The organism is Mesorhizobium sp. L-2-11 (genome assembly GCF_016756595.1).
Taxonomy (GTDB): domain Bacteria; phylum Pseudomonadota; class Alphaproteobacteria; order Rhizobiales; family Rhizobiaceae; genus Mesorhizobium.
In genome coordinates this window covers 230,472-246,354 of record NZ_AP023257.1, presented here as the reverse complement: position 1 = coordinate 246,354, position 15,883 = coordinate 230,472, and the positions used below count along the sequence as shown (strand labels likewise).

Annotated in this window: 12 protein-coding genes and 1 tRNA gene; 12 read left to right on the top strand and 1 reads right to left on the bottom strand. The window is 63.6% G+C overall.

Annotated elements, in window-relative coordinates; all coding sequences use genetic code 11:
- Positions 1-54: 54 nt before the first annotated feature.
- Complete coding sequence (gene aroA, locus JG739_RS01110; protein WP_202364873.1) at positions 55-1,413, bottom strand: 3-phosphoshikimate 1-carboxyvinyltransferase; 1,359 nt, start codon at positions 1,411-1,413, stop codon at positions 55-57.
- A gap of 196 nt (positions 1,414-1,609) precedes the next feature.
- Here aroA and JG739_RS01105 point away from each other — a divergent pair, with 196 nt between their 5' ends.
- From JG739_RS01105 to JG739_RS01050, 12 genes are all read left to right on the top strand, one after another.
- A complete protein-coding gene (locus JG739_RS01105; RefSeq protein WP_202364872.1) occupies positions 1,610-1,996 on the top strand; it encodes a TIGR02300 family protein in 387 nt (128 codons plus the stop codon).
- A gap of 171 nt (positions 1,997-2,167) precedes the next feature.
- Positions 2,168-2,243 (top strand) — tRNA-Ala (locus tag JG739_RS01100).
- A 722-nt stretch (positions 2,244-2,965) separates the two neighbouring features.
- On the top strand, positions 2,966-3,565 hold the full coding sequence (locus JG739_RS01095; protein ID WP_095484340.1) for an ANTAR domain-containing response regulator: 600 nt from the start codon (positions 2,966-2,968) through the stop codon (positions 3,563-3,565).
- 2 nt (positions 3,566-3,567) lie between these two features.
- Positions 3,568-4,806, top strand: coding sequence for a CmpA/NrtA family ABC transporter substrate-binding protein (locus JG739_RS01090; protein WP_202364871.1), 1,239 nt, complete (start codon positions 3,568-3,570; stop codon positions 4,804-4,806).
- A gap of 361 nt (positions 4,807-5,167) precedes the next feature.
- Positions 5,168-6,484, top strand: a complete 1,317-nt coding sequence (locus JG739_RS01085) for a CmpA/NrtA family ABC transporter substrate-binding protein (protein ID WP_202364870.1) — start codon at positions 5,168-5,170, stop codon at positions 6,482-6,484.
- Positions 6,485-6,551: 67 nt separating this feature from the next.
- Entirely contained in the window at positions 6,552-7,448 is an 897-nt protein-coding gene (gene ntrB, locus JG739_RS01080) for a nitrate ABC transporter permease (RefSeq protein WP_202364869.1), read from the top strand.
- Positions 7,449-7,459: 11 nt separating this feature from the next.
- Positions 7,460-8,257 (top strand): ABC transporter ATP-binding protein, encoded by a 798-nt coding sequence (locus JG739_RS01075; RefSeq protein ID WP_202364868.1) that lies wholly within the window; start codon positions 7,460-7,462, stop codon positions 8,255-8,257.
- Positions 8,258-8,654: 397 nt separating this feature from the next.
- Positions 8,655-8,846 (top strand): hypothetical protein, encoded by a 192-nt coding sequence (locus tag JG739_RS01070; RefSeq protein WP_202364867.1) that lies wholly within the window; start codon positions 8,655-8,657, stop codon positions 8,844-8,846.
- A gap of 115 nt (positions 8,847-8,961) precedes the next feature.
- Positions 8,962-10,203 carry an MFS transporter gene (locus JG739_RS01065; RefSeq protein ID WP_202367290.1) on the top strand — a complete coding sequence of 414 codons (1,242 nt, stop codon included), beginning with the start codon at positions 8,962-8,964 and terminating at the stop codon, positions 10,201-10,203.
- Positions 10,204-10,222: 19 nt separating this feature from the next.
- Complete coding sequence (nirB, locus tag JG739_RS01060) at positions 10,223-12,673, top strand: nitrite reductase large subunit NirB (RefSeq protein ID WP_202364866.1); 2,451 nt, start codon at positions 10,223-10,225, stop codon at positions 12,671-12,673.
- Complete coding sequence (gene nirD, locus JG739_RS01055; RefSeq protein ID WP_202364865.1) at positions 12,673-13,008, top strand: nitrite reductase small subunit NirD; 336 nt, start codon at positions 12,673-12,675, stop codon at positions 13,006-13,008. The genes nirB and nirD overlap by 1 nt, the downstream gene beginning before the upstream one ends.
- A 2-nt stretch (positions 13,009-13,010) precedes the next feature.
- Positions 13,011-15,848, top strand: a complete 2,838-nt coding sequence (locus JG739_RS01050; RefSeq protein ID WP_202364864.1) for a nitrate reductase — start codon at positions 13,011-13,013, stop codon at positions 15,846-15,848.
- The last annotated feature ends 35 nt before the right edge of the window (positions 15,849-15,883 follow it).

Genomic DNA, 15,883 nt, shown 5'->3' with positions numbered 1-15,883 from the left:
TGTCCCGCCGGCGCTCCAATTTGGTCCCAATCTCCAAGGTTTGCGACTGCCATGTCACTCGATCTCCGCCCCCAGCCCCTTCATAAGTCCCATGAACTCCGGAAAGCTGGTCGCGATCATCGCCTGGTCGTCGATGGTGACCGGCTTTTCCGTTGCCAGTCCCATGACCAGAAAGCTCATGGCAATGCGGTGGTCGAGTTGGGTCTGGACGACTGTGTTGGGTCCATTGGGGTGCTGGCCGAGCCCCTTGCCGCCTGGTTTTCCACGCACCGCCAGCGAGGCCTCGCCCTCAGTGCAGTCGACGCCGTTGAGCTTCAGCCCTTCGGCCACTGCCGACAGGCGATCGGATTCCTTCACCCGCAGCTCTTCCAGCCCCTCCATCAGCGTCTCGCCCTCGGCAAAGCTGGCGGCGACGGCAAGCACCGGGTATTCGTCGATCATCGTCGGCGCCCGCTCGGGCGGCACGGCGACGCCCTTCAGCTCGGAGTAGCGCACCCGCAGATCGGCGACGTCTTCGCCGCCTTCATTGCGCGGGTCGACAATGTCGATCCTGGCGCCCATTTCCTGCAGCGTCAAAAGAAGACCGGTGCGGGTCGGGTTCATCAGCACGTTTTCGATTGTAATGTCCGAGCCCGGCACGATCAGCGCCGCCACCAGCGGGAAGCCGGCCGAGGACGGGTCGCCCGGCACAGCGATCGTCTGGCCGGTGAGCTTGCCCTGGCCCTCGATGAAGATGTGACGCACGCCGCGCTCGTCGGACTCGACCGACAGATTGGCGCCGAATCCCTTCAGCATCTTTTCGGTGTGGTCGCGCGTCATCACCGGCTCAATGACGGTGGTGATGCCGGGCGTGTTCAGCCCGGCGAGCAGCACCGCCGACTTCACCTGGGCCGAGGCCATCGGCACGCGGTAGGTGATGGGCGCGGCGTGTTTGGAGCCGCGCAGCGTGATCGGCATGCGGTCACCCGGCGTCGCTTTCAGCACCTGCACGCCCATCTGGCGTAGCGGCTCCAGCACGCGGCCCATCGGCCGGCCGGACAGCGAAGCGTCGCCGATAAAGGTCGTCTCCATGTCGTAGGTGCCGACCAGGCCCATGGTGAGGCGCGAGCCGGTGCCGGCGTTGCCGAAATCGAGCGGGCCTTCCGGCTGCAGCAGCGCACCGTTGCCGGTGCCGCGGATCACCCATTCAGTGCCGCGCTTCTCTATATGCGCGCCCATCGCCTTCATCGCGGCGCCCGTCCGCATCACGTCCTCGCCCTCCAGCAGGCCGGTGATGCGGGTTTCGCCGGAGGCGAGGCCGCCGAACATGAACGAGCGGTGCGAGATCGATTTGTCGCCGGGCACCCGTGCTGTGCCTGAAAGCGCGGGCGATTTGCGGGCGGTGGCCGGTTTCGGGGCGGCAGGATGCGACATGGATTTTCCTTGGGTGAAAAACGCCGGTGGGCGGCCTTTTTCTTGTGGTTTGCGCGGTCTCGTATCACGGCGGACGGAAATGGTCATCCCCTTGCAAGAGGTCGCTCAACGCGCGGATTTGTGACCTTGGCTTTAGGCTTTGACAGCGCCGTAAACTCTGGTTATGGGGACCAAACTTTCATCGACGAGGCTTGCTGTGGCAAAACCCGAACTTGGCACCAAACGCATCGACCCCGAGACGGGTCAAAAATTCTACGACCTGAACAAGGATCCGATCGTCTCTCCCTATACCGGCAAGAGCTATCCCCGCACTTATTTCGAGGAAGGCAAGATTGCCGCCCTTGAGGAGGAAGAGGAAGTTGCCGAGAAGGAAGTCGACGCCGAGGAGGAAGAGGGCGTCGAGGTCGTCTCGCTCGAAGAGGCGGACGAGGATGCGAAGCCCGACGATCTTCCCGATCTCGGCGATGACGAGGACGATGTGGACCTCGGCGACGACGACGATACCTTCCTTGCCGACGAAGAAGAAGAGGACGACGATGTCGCCGACATGATCGGCGTCGGCGACGACGACGACGAAGTCTGATCCGGCCCCTCACACAGTGCCCGCCGACTTTCGCGGGGTCTTGAATAAAAAGCGGCTCTTAAAGGCTTGATATTGACGGAAGGCGGGGTTAGAAGCCGCCTGCACTAACGGCGCGGTCTCAACCCGCGCCGGATCTCTTCGCCGGCAACGGCGCCGGTAGACTGCCGGAGTGGGGCCATAGCTCAGTTGGGAGAGCGCTTGAATGGCATTCAAGAGGTCGTCGGTTCGATTCCGATTGGCTCCACCAGTTTTCTCCTAGGAAATCAGTCGTGATAGGCCTGCCGGTCACTGGCAGGCCTTACAAAACCAGTTGGGGCAGCCCGCGAAAATGAGTTCCGCTGTATTTCTGCCAGTCGGCACCTTGCGGCAACGCCCGTCGCGAGAGTCCTAGCCATCGCCGGAAACTGAAAACCCGGCAACCACCGGGTTTTCAGCACACTAACTGCTAATAATACCAGGCCCAGACCCAAACACGCCTGCGAAAGCACCGTCTGCGCAGACGGCCATATCGCCAGGCACGACGACAGACCCTTCTCCAAGCCCGCCGCCGGCGCCGCCGCCTGCGGTGCCAGCGCCGATGTCGGATCGGCTCCGCCTGAGTATCTTCATCTTCGAAGGGCTCTGTCTCCAGCGCGTCGAGTTCATCGAGGATGCCACTTCTGGCGCTCGGGACGCCGGCCACCGCGTTGATTGGCCGAACTGCGCTCGCAAGGGCTGCTGCCCCAGCAACGCCAAACACTCCTGTCAAAAATAATCGCCGATCCATGGAAACCTCCAATTTCAAGCCAGCGAGACAAGGTCGCAATTGGAAAATAGCGCGGCGGATACAAAAGCAAAGTCAGCCCTTACGAGCAGGATTTAAGTTAAACGGTAGGCTCCGCGAGCATGTGACAAGTCCGCGAAGCGAATGACTGCGTCAATTCTCACTATGCCGCATTGCACAATCACGCTGTGTGCGCAAAATGCAGCATGATCCGGAAATCCCTCACTGTCCTGGTGATCGATGAAAACCACATCCGCGCCTCCATCATCGAGGCGGGATTGCGGGAGGCCGGGCATGAGCAGGTCACGGTCGTTCACGATGTTGCGGGAATAGCGCGGCGCATTGCCGAGATCGAACCGGACGTAATCGTCATCGATCTCGAAAATCCCAACCGCGATATGCTTGAAAACATGTTCCAGCTTTCGCGCGTGGTGAAGCGGCCGATCGCCATGTTCGTGGACCGGTCGGATCAGGCTTCAATCGAAGCTGCGGTGGAAGCGGGGGTCTCTGCCTATGTCGTCGACGGGCTGCGCCAGGAGCGCGTCAAGCCGATCCTCGACATGGCGATCAGTCGCTTCAACGCGTTCTCGCGGATGGCGCGCGAACTGGAGGAGGCCCGCAGTGAATTGGAGGACCGCAAGGTCATCGATCGCGCCAAGGGCATCCTGATGCGATCACGCGGCCTGTCGGAGGACGCGGCCTATGCGCTTTTGCGCAAGACCGCCATGAACCAGAACCGCAAGATAAGCGAAATCGCGCAGAGCCTGGTGACGGCGGCAGGCCTTCTGGATCCCGGAGAGAGTTGAGCATGGCGGCCGAACACCAGATCAATGCCGGTTTCATGCCGCTCTTCGATAGTGCCGTCCTTGTCGCAGCGAAGGAGATCGGCTTTGCCGCGCGCGAAGGCGTCGACCTGACGCTCAGTCGCGAAACCTCTTGGGCCAACATCCGCGACCGCATCGCGATCGGACATTTCGACCTGGCGCATATGCTGGGGCCGATGCCGATCGCCTGCAATCTGGGGCTCACCCCACTCGCCTCCGACACGATCGTGCCGTTCTCGCTGGGGCTGGGCGGCAACTGCGTAACGGTTTCGAACACGCTCTGGGCAGGCATGGCCGCGCACGGCGCCTTGCCCGATCTCAATCCGGCGCGGGCCGGCAAGGCCTTGGGAGCGCTGATCCGTGAACGGGCAAATGCCGGTCGCGACCCACTGCGCTTTGCGGTCGTGCATCCGCACTCCGGACACAATTACGAACTGCGCTACTGGCTCGCCGCCTGCGGCATCGATCCGTCGCGCGAAATAGAAATCGTCATCGTGCCGCCGCCGTTCATGGCCGACGCACTCGCCGCCGGCAGGATCGACGGCTACTGCGCCGGCGAACCGTGGAACAGCGCCTCGGTCGTCGCCGGCACCGGCCATATCGCCACGGTCAAGGCCACCATCTGGAAGACCAGCCCGGAGAAAGTCGTCGGCGTACGCAACGCCTGGGCCGAAAGGCACCCGGAAGCCCTTTCGGCGCTGCTGCGCGCGCTCCATCACGCCGCGCGCTGGTGCCAGGATCCGGCAAACCGCGGCGAACTGGCCGCCCTGATGGCGCAGCCTTCCTTCCTCGGCCTTTCGCCGGCGCTGCAGATGCCGATCCTGAGCGGACATCTCCAACTCGGCGGTGGCGCGGAACGAACGGTCGAGGATTTCTTCCTGCCCTTCGACAAGGCCGCCAACTTTCCCTGGAAGAGCCATGCGCTGTGGTTCTACACGCAGATGGTGCGCTGGGGACATGTGGCGCACACGCCGGAGAATCTGGCCATCGCCCTCGACTGCTACCGCCCCGATCTTTACCGGTCGGCGCTGAAGCCGCTCGGTGTCGCACTTCCCGGCGCCAATTCTAAGGTGGAGGGCGCGCTGGCGTCTGCCACACCTGTCGGCTCCGCCGGCGCCAGTCTGGTGCTCGGCCCCGATGGTTTCTTCGATGGCCAGATATTCGATCCCGACGAGGTCGACGCCTACATTGCCATGCAGAAATTGGCGCGCGCCGAAGCCTGATCATTTTCACGCCATTCTTGTGCATTGCACAAAAATTATGCATGCAACTGCGCTAATGAACAATCTTTGGCTTGCTCGCCCAGCAGGCCAGCGCGCCGATGATTGTGGCATGCCGTTGATCTCATTGATGTTTGTCGTCCATTCCGAAACTGGCACGGTTCCTGCTTCGCCATAAGAAGACTCTTCTTGGGGTCACGGAACAGGCGTCCAATGGCGGGCGCTACAGGCAAAGCTGCCGCTCAGGTCAACACGCGATCCCCGGATGGACGGACGCGCGCGGCCTGGCCGGCGGCTTTTTTGTTTTGACCGAGCACGGCAATCGACGGCGCTGATCCCAAGCAGTGCCCAACGGGAGACGACAATGACGAAACGCATCAAGACTGAAGCCCCTTTCCAGGGCATGACCCGCCGCAATTTTCTGATGGCAAGTGCTGCTACCGCGGCAACGCTGGCGGCGGCGCGCGCGCTGCTGCCGTCCGGCGCCTATGCGGCGACGGCAACTCCGGAAGTCACTGGCGCCAAGCTCGGCTTCATCGCGCTGACCGATGCAGCGCCGCTGATGATCGCCAAGGAGAAGGGCCTGTTCGAAAAATTCGGCATGCCCGATGTCGAGGTGCTCAAGCAGGCCTCCTGGGGCGCGACACGCGACAATCTGATGCTCGGCGGCGAAGCCAACGGCATCGACGGCGCCCATATCCTGACGCCGATGCCTTACCTGATGCACACCGGCAAGGTGACGCAGAACAACCAGCCGATGCCGATGGCTATTGTGGCGCGGCTCAACTACGACTGCCAGGCGATTTCCGTGGCGCAGGAATATGCCGGCACCGGCGTCGGCCTCGATGCCTCCAAGCTGAAGGACGCGTTTGCGGCCAGGAAGGCAGAAGGCAAGGAGGTGAAAGCCGCCATGACCTTCCCGGGCGGCACCCATGATCTCTGGTTGCGCTACTGGCTGGCTGCCGGCGGCATCGATCCCGACAAGGATGTCTCGACCATCGTTGTGCCGCCGCCGCAGATGGTCGCCAACATGAAGGTCGGCAACATGGACGTGTTCTGCGTCGGCGAGCCATGGAACGAGCAACTCGTCCATCAGGGCGTCGGCTTCACCGCCGCCACAACGGGCGAGTTGTGGAAAGGCCATCCGGAAAAGGCGCTCGGCCTGCGCGCCGCTTTCATCGACAAGAACCCGAACGCCACCAAGGCAATCCTGATGGCCGTCATGGAAGCCCAGCAATGGTGCGAAGCCATGGAAAACAAGGACGAGATGGCGGCCATTATCGGCAAGCGGCAATGGATGAACGTGCCGACCGCCGACATCATCGGCCGCCTCAAGGGCGACATCAATTACGGCAACGACCGCGTCGCCGCCGGCACCGACCTCTACATGAAGTTCTGGAAGGGCGGTGTGTCCTATCCGTTCAAGAGCCACGACAGCTGGTTCCTCGCCGAAAACATCCGCTGGGGCAAATTCGCGGCGACCACCGACATCAAGGCGCTGGTCGATCAGGTCAACCGCGAGGATCTGTGGCGCGAGGCGGCGAAGGATCTCGGCGTCGCGGCAGCCGACATCCCGGCGTCTTCATCGCGCGGCGTCGAGACCTTCTTCGACGGCAAGATCTTCGATCCGGCCAATCCGTCCGCCTATCTCGACAGCCTGAAGATCAAGGCATCGGCCTGACGTCGCCGGCAAGCGGTGCCAGTGGCGCCGCCTATCACGCCAATGCTCAAGGAGCTTTTTGCGAAAAATGTCTATCCAAGCCATCGAGGACACCAAGGTCAAGGCGTTCCCCACGCCTGCCAAGCCCGCAGAGGTCATAGCTTTCACCGCCAAGGTGAGACGCCGCTTCGATCCCGCCGCGATCGCCGGCAAGCTGGCGAGCACGCTGGTGCCGCCGGCAATCGTCATCGTCGTCATGCTCGTCATCTGGCAGATCGCCTGCTCGTCGCCCAACGCCAGCTTGCCGCCACCTAGCCAGGTATGGAACGAGGCCTACGATCTGATCGCCCATCCGTTCTTCGACTATGGTCCGCAGGATATCGGATTGGCCTGGCGGGTGCTGATCTCGCTGCAGCGCGTCGCCATCGGCTTCGGCCTGGCTGCCATCGTTGGCGTCGCGCTCGGCGCACTGGTCGGCCAGTCGATCTGGGCGATGCGCGGCCTCGATCCTGTGTTCCAGATTCTGCGCACCGTGCCGCCGCTCGCCTGGCTGCCGCTGTCGCTGGCTGCCTTCCGCGATTCCAGCCCGTCGGCGATCTTCGTCATCTTCATCACCTCGATCTGGCCGGTGATCATCAACACCGCCGTCGGCGTCCGCAACATTCCAGAGGACTACCGGAACGTCTCCCGCATCCTCCGGCTCAACCAGCTCGAATTCTTCGTGAAGATCATGGTGCCGGCCGCGGCACCTTACATCTTTACCGGCCTGCGCATCGGAATCGGCCTGTCCTGGCTCGCGATCGTCGCCGCCGAAATGCTGACAGGCGGCGTCGGCATCGGCTTCTTCATCTGGGACGCCTGGAACTCGTCGCGGCTGCCCGACATCATCGTTGCGCTCGCCTATATCGGCGTCACCGGCTTCTGCCTCGACCGCCTGGTCGCGGCGGTCGGCGCCTTCGTCACCCGCGGCACAACGGCAAAGTGAGGAGAGGGGCGATGACGGCCTACCTGAAACTCGACCATATCGACAAATCCTTTGCCCGCGGCGGCCAGGTCAGCGAGGTGCTGAAAGACATCCGGCTGACCATCGACAAAGGCGAATTCGTCTCCATCATCGGCCATTCCGGCTGCGGCAAGTCGACCTTGCTCAACCTGATCGCCGGACTGACGAAAGTGACCGCCGGCGCGGTCCTGCTCGAAAACAAGGAGGTCGACAGCCCCGGACCCGAGCGCGCCGTGGTGTTCCAGAACCACAGCCTTTTGCCGTGGCTCACCGTCTACGAGAACATCAATCTGGCGGTGTCGAAGGTGTTCGGTTCGACCAGGACCAAGGCCGAGCGGCATGACTGGATCATGCGCAATCTCGACCTCGTACAGATGGCGCATGCCAGGGACAAGCGGCCCGCCGAGATATCGGGCGGCATGAAGCAGCGCGTCGGCATCGCCCGCGCGCTGGCGATGGAGCCGAAGATCCTGCTGCTCGACGAGCCCTTCGGTGCGCTCGACGCGCTGACGCGCGCCCATCTGCAGGATGCGGTGATGGATATCCATTCGAGGCTTGGCTCGACGACGATCATGATCACGCACGATGTCGACGAGGCGGTGCTGTTGTCCGATCGCATCGTCATGATGACCAACGGTCCAGCGGCGACCATCGGCGAGGTGCTTGCCGTGCCGCTGGCCCGGCCGCGCCGGCGCATCGAGCTTTCCTCCGACCGGACCTTCCTGCGCTGCCGTGAGGCAGTGCTGAAGTTCCTCTACGAACGCCACCGCTTCGTCGAAGCCGCGGAGTAAGGCCATGACCGAAAAGCGTCATCATCTACAATTGGCAATCTGCATCGGCAATGGGCAATCTACCGCATTGCACAAATATTATGCTGCTGTGCAAGGCATTCTGACTAATCTTTGATCCGCCGCCGGGCTTGGTCAAAAATCGCGCGGCTGCGGTTCACATTGATTTCATTCGATAATCTGAAGCGCTGTCGAATTGGCACGCTTCCTGCTTTTCAGAATGTAGGTCCGCAAGGGCCAAGTGACACGGTGTCCAATGGCGGGCGCCACAGGCAAAGCTGCCGCTCAGGTCAATACGCGATCCCCGATGGACGGACGCGCAAAGACCTGACCGGCGGCTTTTTTTGTTTTTACGCGATCGACGGCGCTGGTCCCAAGCGGCGCCCAACCGGAGACGAAGATGATGAAACGGATCGGAACTGGCGCGTCCCTCGCGGACTTCACGCGCCGCGATTTTCTGGCCAGCAACGCGCTGACGGCGGCGCTGTTCACCGCCGCGCTCCTGCTGTTTCCCGTCGGCGCCAAGACGGAAAGCAAGGACCTGACCGTGGCGAGCGCGGTCTCGTTGCTCGCACCGATGCCGCGCCGCTGATCATTCACCCACAAACATCCGCGGTGCCTCCCACGCCGCAAACCGGAGCCAGACGTTGACCGCAAATCTCCCAGCCGCGCCCAGCCAGGACAATGCTCCCCGGCAGGCGCTTGTGATGTCCACCATCGCCTTCACCGTCTGCTTCGCGGTGTGGACGATATTTTCAATCATCGGCGTGCGCATAAAGCAGGACCTTGGGCTGAACGAGACGGAGTTCGGCCTGCTGGTCGGCACGCCGATCCTCACCGGTTCGCTCGTGCGCATGGTGCTCGGTGTCTGGACCGACCGTTTTGGCGGACGGCTGGTATACACCGCGACCATGCTTGCGGCGGCGGTCGCGACCTTCCTGCTCGCTTTTGCGCAAACCTACGGACAGATGCTGGTCGCCGCGTTAGGCGTTGGGCTCGCCGGTGGTTCCTTCGCCGTCGGTGTCGCCTATGTCTCGCGCTTCTTCCCGGCCGGCAAGCAGGGCACGGCGCTTGGCATTTTCGGTGTCGGCAATGTCGGCGCCGCGGTCACCAAGTTCCTGGCACCGTTCATGCTTCTCTCCTGGGGCTGGCAGTCGGTCGCGCTGATCTGGGCGGCAGCACTCGTCGTCATGGCCGCCGTCTTCTGGTTCACGACCGACGACGATCCGGTCATTCGCGAGCGCCGCGCCGGCAAGGCAGCGCCCGCGAGAAGCTTCTTGCAGGAATTCGCCCCGCTTAAGAACCTGCAGGTCTGGCGCTTCGCCTTCTATTATTTCTTCGCCTTCGGTGCATTCGTGGCGCTATCGCTGTGGTTGCCGCGCTACCTGATCGGCGTCTACGGCTTCGGCATCGCGACCGCTGGCATGATCGGCGCGGCCTATTCGATCCCTGCAAGCATCTTCCGCGCCTATGGCGGCGTGCTTTCCGACCGGATCGGCGCCCGCACCGTGCTCTACTGGACCTTCGCGGTCAGTGCCGTTGCTACTCTCGTTCTGTCTCTCCCTTCGGCAGACTTCGTCGTGCGCGGCATCAGCGGGCCGATCGCCTTCCATTTCGAGATCGGCCCGGTCGCCTTCATAGCCGTTGCCTGCGTGCTCGGCTTCTTCATGAGCCTTGGCAAGGCCGCCGTCTACAAGCACATCCCGGCTTACTACCCGCAGAGTGTCGGCGCGGTCGGCGGCGTTGTCGGCATGATTGGCGGGCTCGGCGGCTTTATCCTGCCAATCGCCTTCGGCGCACTCAACGACCTCACCGGCGTCTGGTCGAGCTGCTTCATGCTGCTCTTCGTCATCGTCGCCACCTGCTTTGCCTGGATGCACTTCAGCATCCGGCGGATGGAGCGCGCGGCCGCCGCCGAAGCTTCAGGCCTTTCCTTCGCGGCTGAGTGAGACCGGAGTGGATCAGCACATGACCGAAAAACTCGTCATCATCGGCAACGGCATGGCCCCCGGGCGCATGCTGGAGCACCTGCTGGAAAAGGCGCCGGACCTCTACCAGGTCACCATCTTCAACGCCGAGCCGCGCGTGAACTACGACCGCATCATGCTGTCGCCGGTTCTGTCAGGCGAAAAGGATTATGAGGAGATCATCATCCATGGCGATGGCTGGTACATCAAGCACGGGATCACCCTCTACAAGGGCCACAAGATCGTCGCCATCGACCGGCAGGCAAAGACCGTCACCTCCGACCACGGCGTCACCGAGCCCTACGACAAGCTCGTCATCGCCACCGGCTCGGTGCCGTTCATCATCCCGGTGCCCGGCCATGATCTGCCCGGCGTGCTGACCTATCGCGATCTCGACGACGTTCGGGCGATGATGCTGGCAGCGCAGTCACGGGCCAAGGCCGTGGTTATCGGCGGCGGCCTGCTAGGGCTGGAGGCGGCTGCGGGCCTGAACGCGCAGGGCATGGACGTCACCGTGCTGCATGTCATGCCGACGCTGATGGAACGACAGCTCGATCCGGCCGCTGGCTATCTGCTGCAGCGCGCGGTCGAACAGCGCGGCATCAAGGTCATCACCAAGGCCAACACCCAGGCGATCACCGGCAAGGGTAAGGTCGAGCAGGTGGAACTCGCCGACGGAACCATCATCCCGGCGACGCTGGTGGTGATGGCGGTCGGCATAAGGCCGAATGCGACGCTGGCGAAAGACGCCGGCATTGCCGTCAATCGCGGCATCGTCGTCGATGCCGGCATGCGCAGCAACGACCCCGACATCTTCGCGCTCGGCGAGTGCGCCGAGGTCAACGGCATGGTCTACGGCCTGGTCGCACCGCTCTATGAGATGGCGCGTGTCGCTGCCAGCCAGTTGGCCGGCGACGAGGCCGCCGCCTTCGTCCATTCGGACACGCCGACCAAGCTCAAAGTTACCGGCATCGAGCTGTTCTCGCTCGGCGACTTTGCCGAGGGCGAGGACCGCCAGGAGATCGTGCTGCGCGATGCCGCTGCCGGCGTCTACAAACGGCTGGTGCTCAGGGATGACCGCATCATCGGCACCGTGCTTTACGGCGAGACGGCGGACGGCGCCTGGTTCAACGACCTCAAGAAGAAGCAGACCGACATATCGGAAATGCGCGACACGCTTATCTTCGGCCAGTCATACCAGGGGGGCGCCTCCCTGGACCCTATGGCGGCCGTTGCAGCCTTGCCGGATGATGCGGAAATCTGCGGCTGCAACGGCGTTTGCAAGGGAAAGATCACTGGCGCGATCACGGCCAAAAGCCTGACCTCGCTCGATGACGTGCGCGCACACACCAAGGCGTCCGCCTCCTGCGGCTCCTGCACCGGGCTGGTCGAAAAGCTGATGGTGCTGACCATCGGCGACAAATACAATCCCGCGGCGGTGCAACCGATGTGCGGCTGCACCACGCTCGGCCATGATGAGGTCCGCCGGCTGATCAGGGCCAAGGGTCTGAAGACCATTCCCGCCGTCATGCAGGAGCTGGAATGGACCACCTCCTGCGGCTGCGCCAAATGCCGGCCGGCGCTCAATTACTATCTCGTCTGCGACTGGCCGGACGAGTATGCCGACGACTACCAGTCGCGCTTCATCAACGAGCGCGTCCACGCCAACATCCAGAAGGACGGCACCTATTCGGTGGTGCCGCGCATGTGGGGCGGCGTCACCAATGCCGCCGAACTGCGCGCCATTGCCGATGTCGTCGACAAATTCGAAATCCCAATGGTCAAGGTCACCGGTGGCCAGCGCATCGACATGCTCGGCATCCGCAAGGAGGATCTGCCGGCGGTGTGGGCCGATCTCGGCCAGGCCGGCTTCGTCTCCGGCCACGCCTATGCCAAGGGACTGCGCACGGTGAAAACCTGCGTCGGTTCGGACTGGTGCCGCTTCGGCACGCAGGATTCGACGGGGTTCGGCGTCCGCATCGAGAAATTCATGTGGGGTTCGTGGACGCCGGCCAAGGTCAAGATGGCGGTGTCGGGCTGCCCGAGGAACTGCGCCGAGGCAACCTGCAAGGATGTCGGCGTGATCTGCGTCGATTCAGGCTACGAGATCCATTTCGCCGGGGCAGCCGGCCTCGACATCAAGGGAACCGAGGTGCTCGGCCTGGTCAAGACCGAGGACGAGGCACTGGAGCATATCGTGGCGCTGACGCAAATGTATCGCGAGCAGGGCCGCTATCTCGAGCGCATCTACAAATGGGCCAAGCGCATCGGCATCGCCGAGATCAAGCGCCAGATCATGGACGATGGCGAGAAGCGCAAGGCCTATTTCGACCGCTTCGTCTTTTCGCAGAAATTCGCCCAGGTCGACCCGTGGTCGGAACGCGTTTCCGGCAAGGACAAACACGAATTCCGGCCGATGGCTTCGGTCGGTTTCGCGCAGGCGGCGGAGTGATGATGATGAATTGGATTGCTGTCGGCACGCTCTCGGACATCCCGCGCCGCGGCGCGCGCTGCGTCGCCACGCCTCAAGGCAAGATCGCCGTCTTCCGCACGGCAGAGGACCAGGTATTTGCCATCGAGGACCATTGCCCGCACAAGGGCGGACCGCTCTCGCAGGGCATCGTCCATGGCGCAGCGGTGACCTGTCCCCTGCACAATTGGGTGATCTCGCTGGAAACCGGCAAGGCGCTTGGCGCCGACGACGGTGCGGTGCGCACCATCCCGGTGCGGATCGAGGGCGAGCGTCTATTCATTGCGCTGGAAGCGCTGGCCAGTCGCGCGGCTTGAGCATGGAGATCGACGAAGCGCGCGAGGTGAGGACCACCTGCCCCTATTGTGGGGTGGGCTGCGGCGTGCTGGCGAAGGTCGCCGCGAACGGTGAGATAACCGTTCGCGGCGACCCTGACCATCCGGCGAATTTCGGCCGGCTCTGTTCCAAGGGCTCGGCGCTGGCCGAGACGATCGACCTCGACGGACGGCTGCTCTATCCGCAGATCCACGGTCGCCGCACCGACTGGGACGAAGCACTCGACCTCGTCGCCTCGACCTTCTCGCGGACCATCGCCGAGCACGGTCCCGACGCGGTCGCCTTCTACGTCTCCGGTCAATTGCTGACCGAGGACTATTATGTCGCCAACAAGCTGATGAAAGGCTTCATCGGCTCGGCCAATATCGACACCAATTCGCGCCTGTGCATGGCCTCGTCGGTTGCCGGCCACCGCCGCGCTTTCGGCTCTGACACGGTGCCGGGCAGCTACGAGGATCTGGAACTCGCCGACCTGATCGTGCTGGTCGGCTCCAATCTCGCCTGGTGCCATCCGGTGCTCTACCAGCGCATTGCCGCTGCCCGGGAAAAACGGCCCGAAATGAAGGTGGTGCTGGTCGACCCACGCCGCACGATGACATCAGATATTGCCGACATGCATCTGGCGATCGCGCCGGATGGTGACGTCGCGCTGTTCACAGGGCTGCTCGCCTATCTCGGCCAGCACAACACGCTGGACCGCACCTATATCACGGCGCACACAACCGGCTTCGGGCAAGCCTTTTTTGCCGCCTCCGCGCTCGATCTTGCCGGCGTTGCCGCGGCCACGGGCCTCGGCGAGGACGAGCTTGTCCGCTTCTACAGCCTGTTCGCCGCGACGGCGAAGACGGTGACCGTCTACAGCCAGGGCGTGAACCAGTCTTCCTCGGGCACCGACAAGGTCAACGCCATCATCAACTGTCACCTCGCCACCGGCCGCATCGGCAAGCCCGGCGCCGGCCCGTTTTCAGTGACCGGCCAGCCCAACGCCATGGGCGGTCGGGAGGTTGGCGGCCTGGCCAACATGCTGGCCGCCCATATGGAGATCGAAAACCCCGAGCACCGCGACCGCGTGCAGCGTTTCTGGAGTGCGCCTGATATCCCCGAAGAGCCCGGCCTAAAGGCGGTCGAGATGTTTCAGGCGGTAGCCGACGGGCGCATCAAGGCGCTGTGGATCGTGGCGACCAACCCGGTCGACTCGATGCCGGACGCCGATGCCGTCGAGGCGGCGATCAAGGCCTGCCCGTTTGTCGTGGTGTCGGACATATTGGCCAAGACCGACACGGTCCGCCACGCCCATGTCCGCCTGCCCGCCGCCGCATGGGGCGAGAAGGACGGCACCGTCACCAATTCGGAGCGCCGCATCTCGCGCCAGCGCGCTTTTTTGGCCACGCCCGGCGAGGCAAGGGCCGACTGGTGGATCATCGCCGAAGTCGCCAAGCGGATGGGTTTTGGCGAAGCGTTTTCGCATCCGTCGCCAGCCGATATCTTCGCCGAGCACGCCGCGCTGTCGGCATTCGAGAATGACGGCGCCCGCGACTTCGACATCGGTGCGTATGGCGGGGTCGATGCGGAGGGATATGATGCGCTGGCGCCATTCCAATGGCCAGCGCCGAGCCCAGGCACCCCCCTCTGGCCTGCCGGCCATCTCCCCCTCAAGGGGGGAGATCGGATGTCACCGTCGTTTTCGCCAATCGCTACCATTGCAGAAGAGGCAACGTCGGCAAAACTGCCAATCTCCCCCTTTGAGGGGGAGATGGCCGGCAGGCTAGAGGGGGGTGCCTGGCGCCGACCGGAGGTTAGAAGCACCCGCTTCTTCGCCAACGGCGGCTTCTACACGCCCGACCGCAAGGCGCGCTTCATCCCGATCCGTCCAGTTCCCCAAACCCGCACGAACGAAAAATTCCCGCTGGTGCTCAACACCGGGCGCGTTCGCGACCACTGGCACACTATGACGCGGACGGGAAAAAGCCCACGGCTGTCGCAGCACCTGGCCGAGCCGTTCGCCGAAATCCACCCGGCGGACGCGCAGCACTTCGGCATCGGCGATGCCGACATCTTGCGCGTCTCGACCGAGCATGGCGAGGTGCTGCTTCGTGCGCTGGTGACGGTGCGGCAGCGGCCAGGCTCGGTCTTCGTGCCGATGCATTGGACGGACCAGTTTTCCGCGCGGGCTCGTGTCGATGCGCTGGTGGCCCCCATCACCGATCCGATTTCAGGGCAGCCGGCCTCGAAGAATGTTGCCGCCCGGGTGGAACGCTTCGCTGCCGTCGCGTTCGGCTTCGCGGTGCTTGCCGAACGGCCAGCCTCGATTGACGCCGACTATTGGAGCCTCGCCCGCTGCGCTGCCGGCTGGCGTCTCGAGCTTGCGCTGGAAGCCGACCGGGACTGGCCGGATTTCGCGGCTTCGCTTTTCGGGGCGGACGCGCCAGGCGAGACACTCGCCTATCATGATGTCGCCGGCGGGCACTATCGCTTCGCCCGCTTTACCGGCAGTCGGCTGACTGGCGCGCTCTATCTTGCCCCCAGGCCGGTCGCGGTGTCGCGCGGCTGGGCGGTCGAGCAGTTGAGCGCTGACCATGCCGATCGGCGCGGGCGACTGGCGATCGTGGCGGGGCGACCGGGCGGCAACAGCGTCGATCGTGGCGCCGTTGTCTGCTCATGTTTCGGGGTCGGCGCCAATCAGATCGCCGAAGCGGTGCGCGGAGGCTGCGTTAGCGTCGAAGCGATCGGCGCCACCTTGCATGCCGGCACCAATTGCGGCTCCTGCCGTGCCGAGATCAGGACCATCATCGAGGCGCGACGCCTTCACGCGGCGGAGTGAGGGCGTCTAAAGCGCGTTGCGTTTGACCGGCCTCA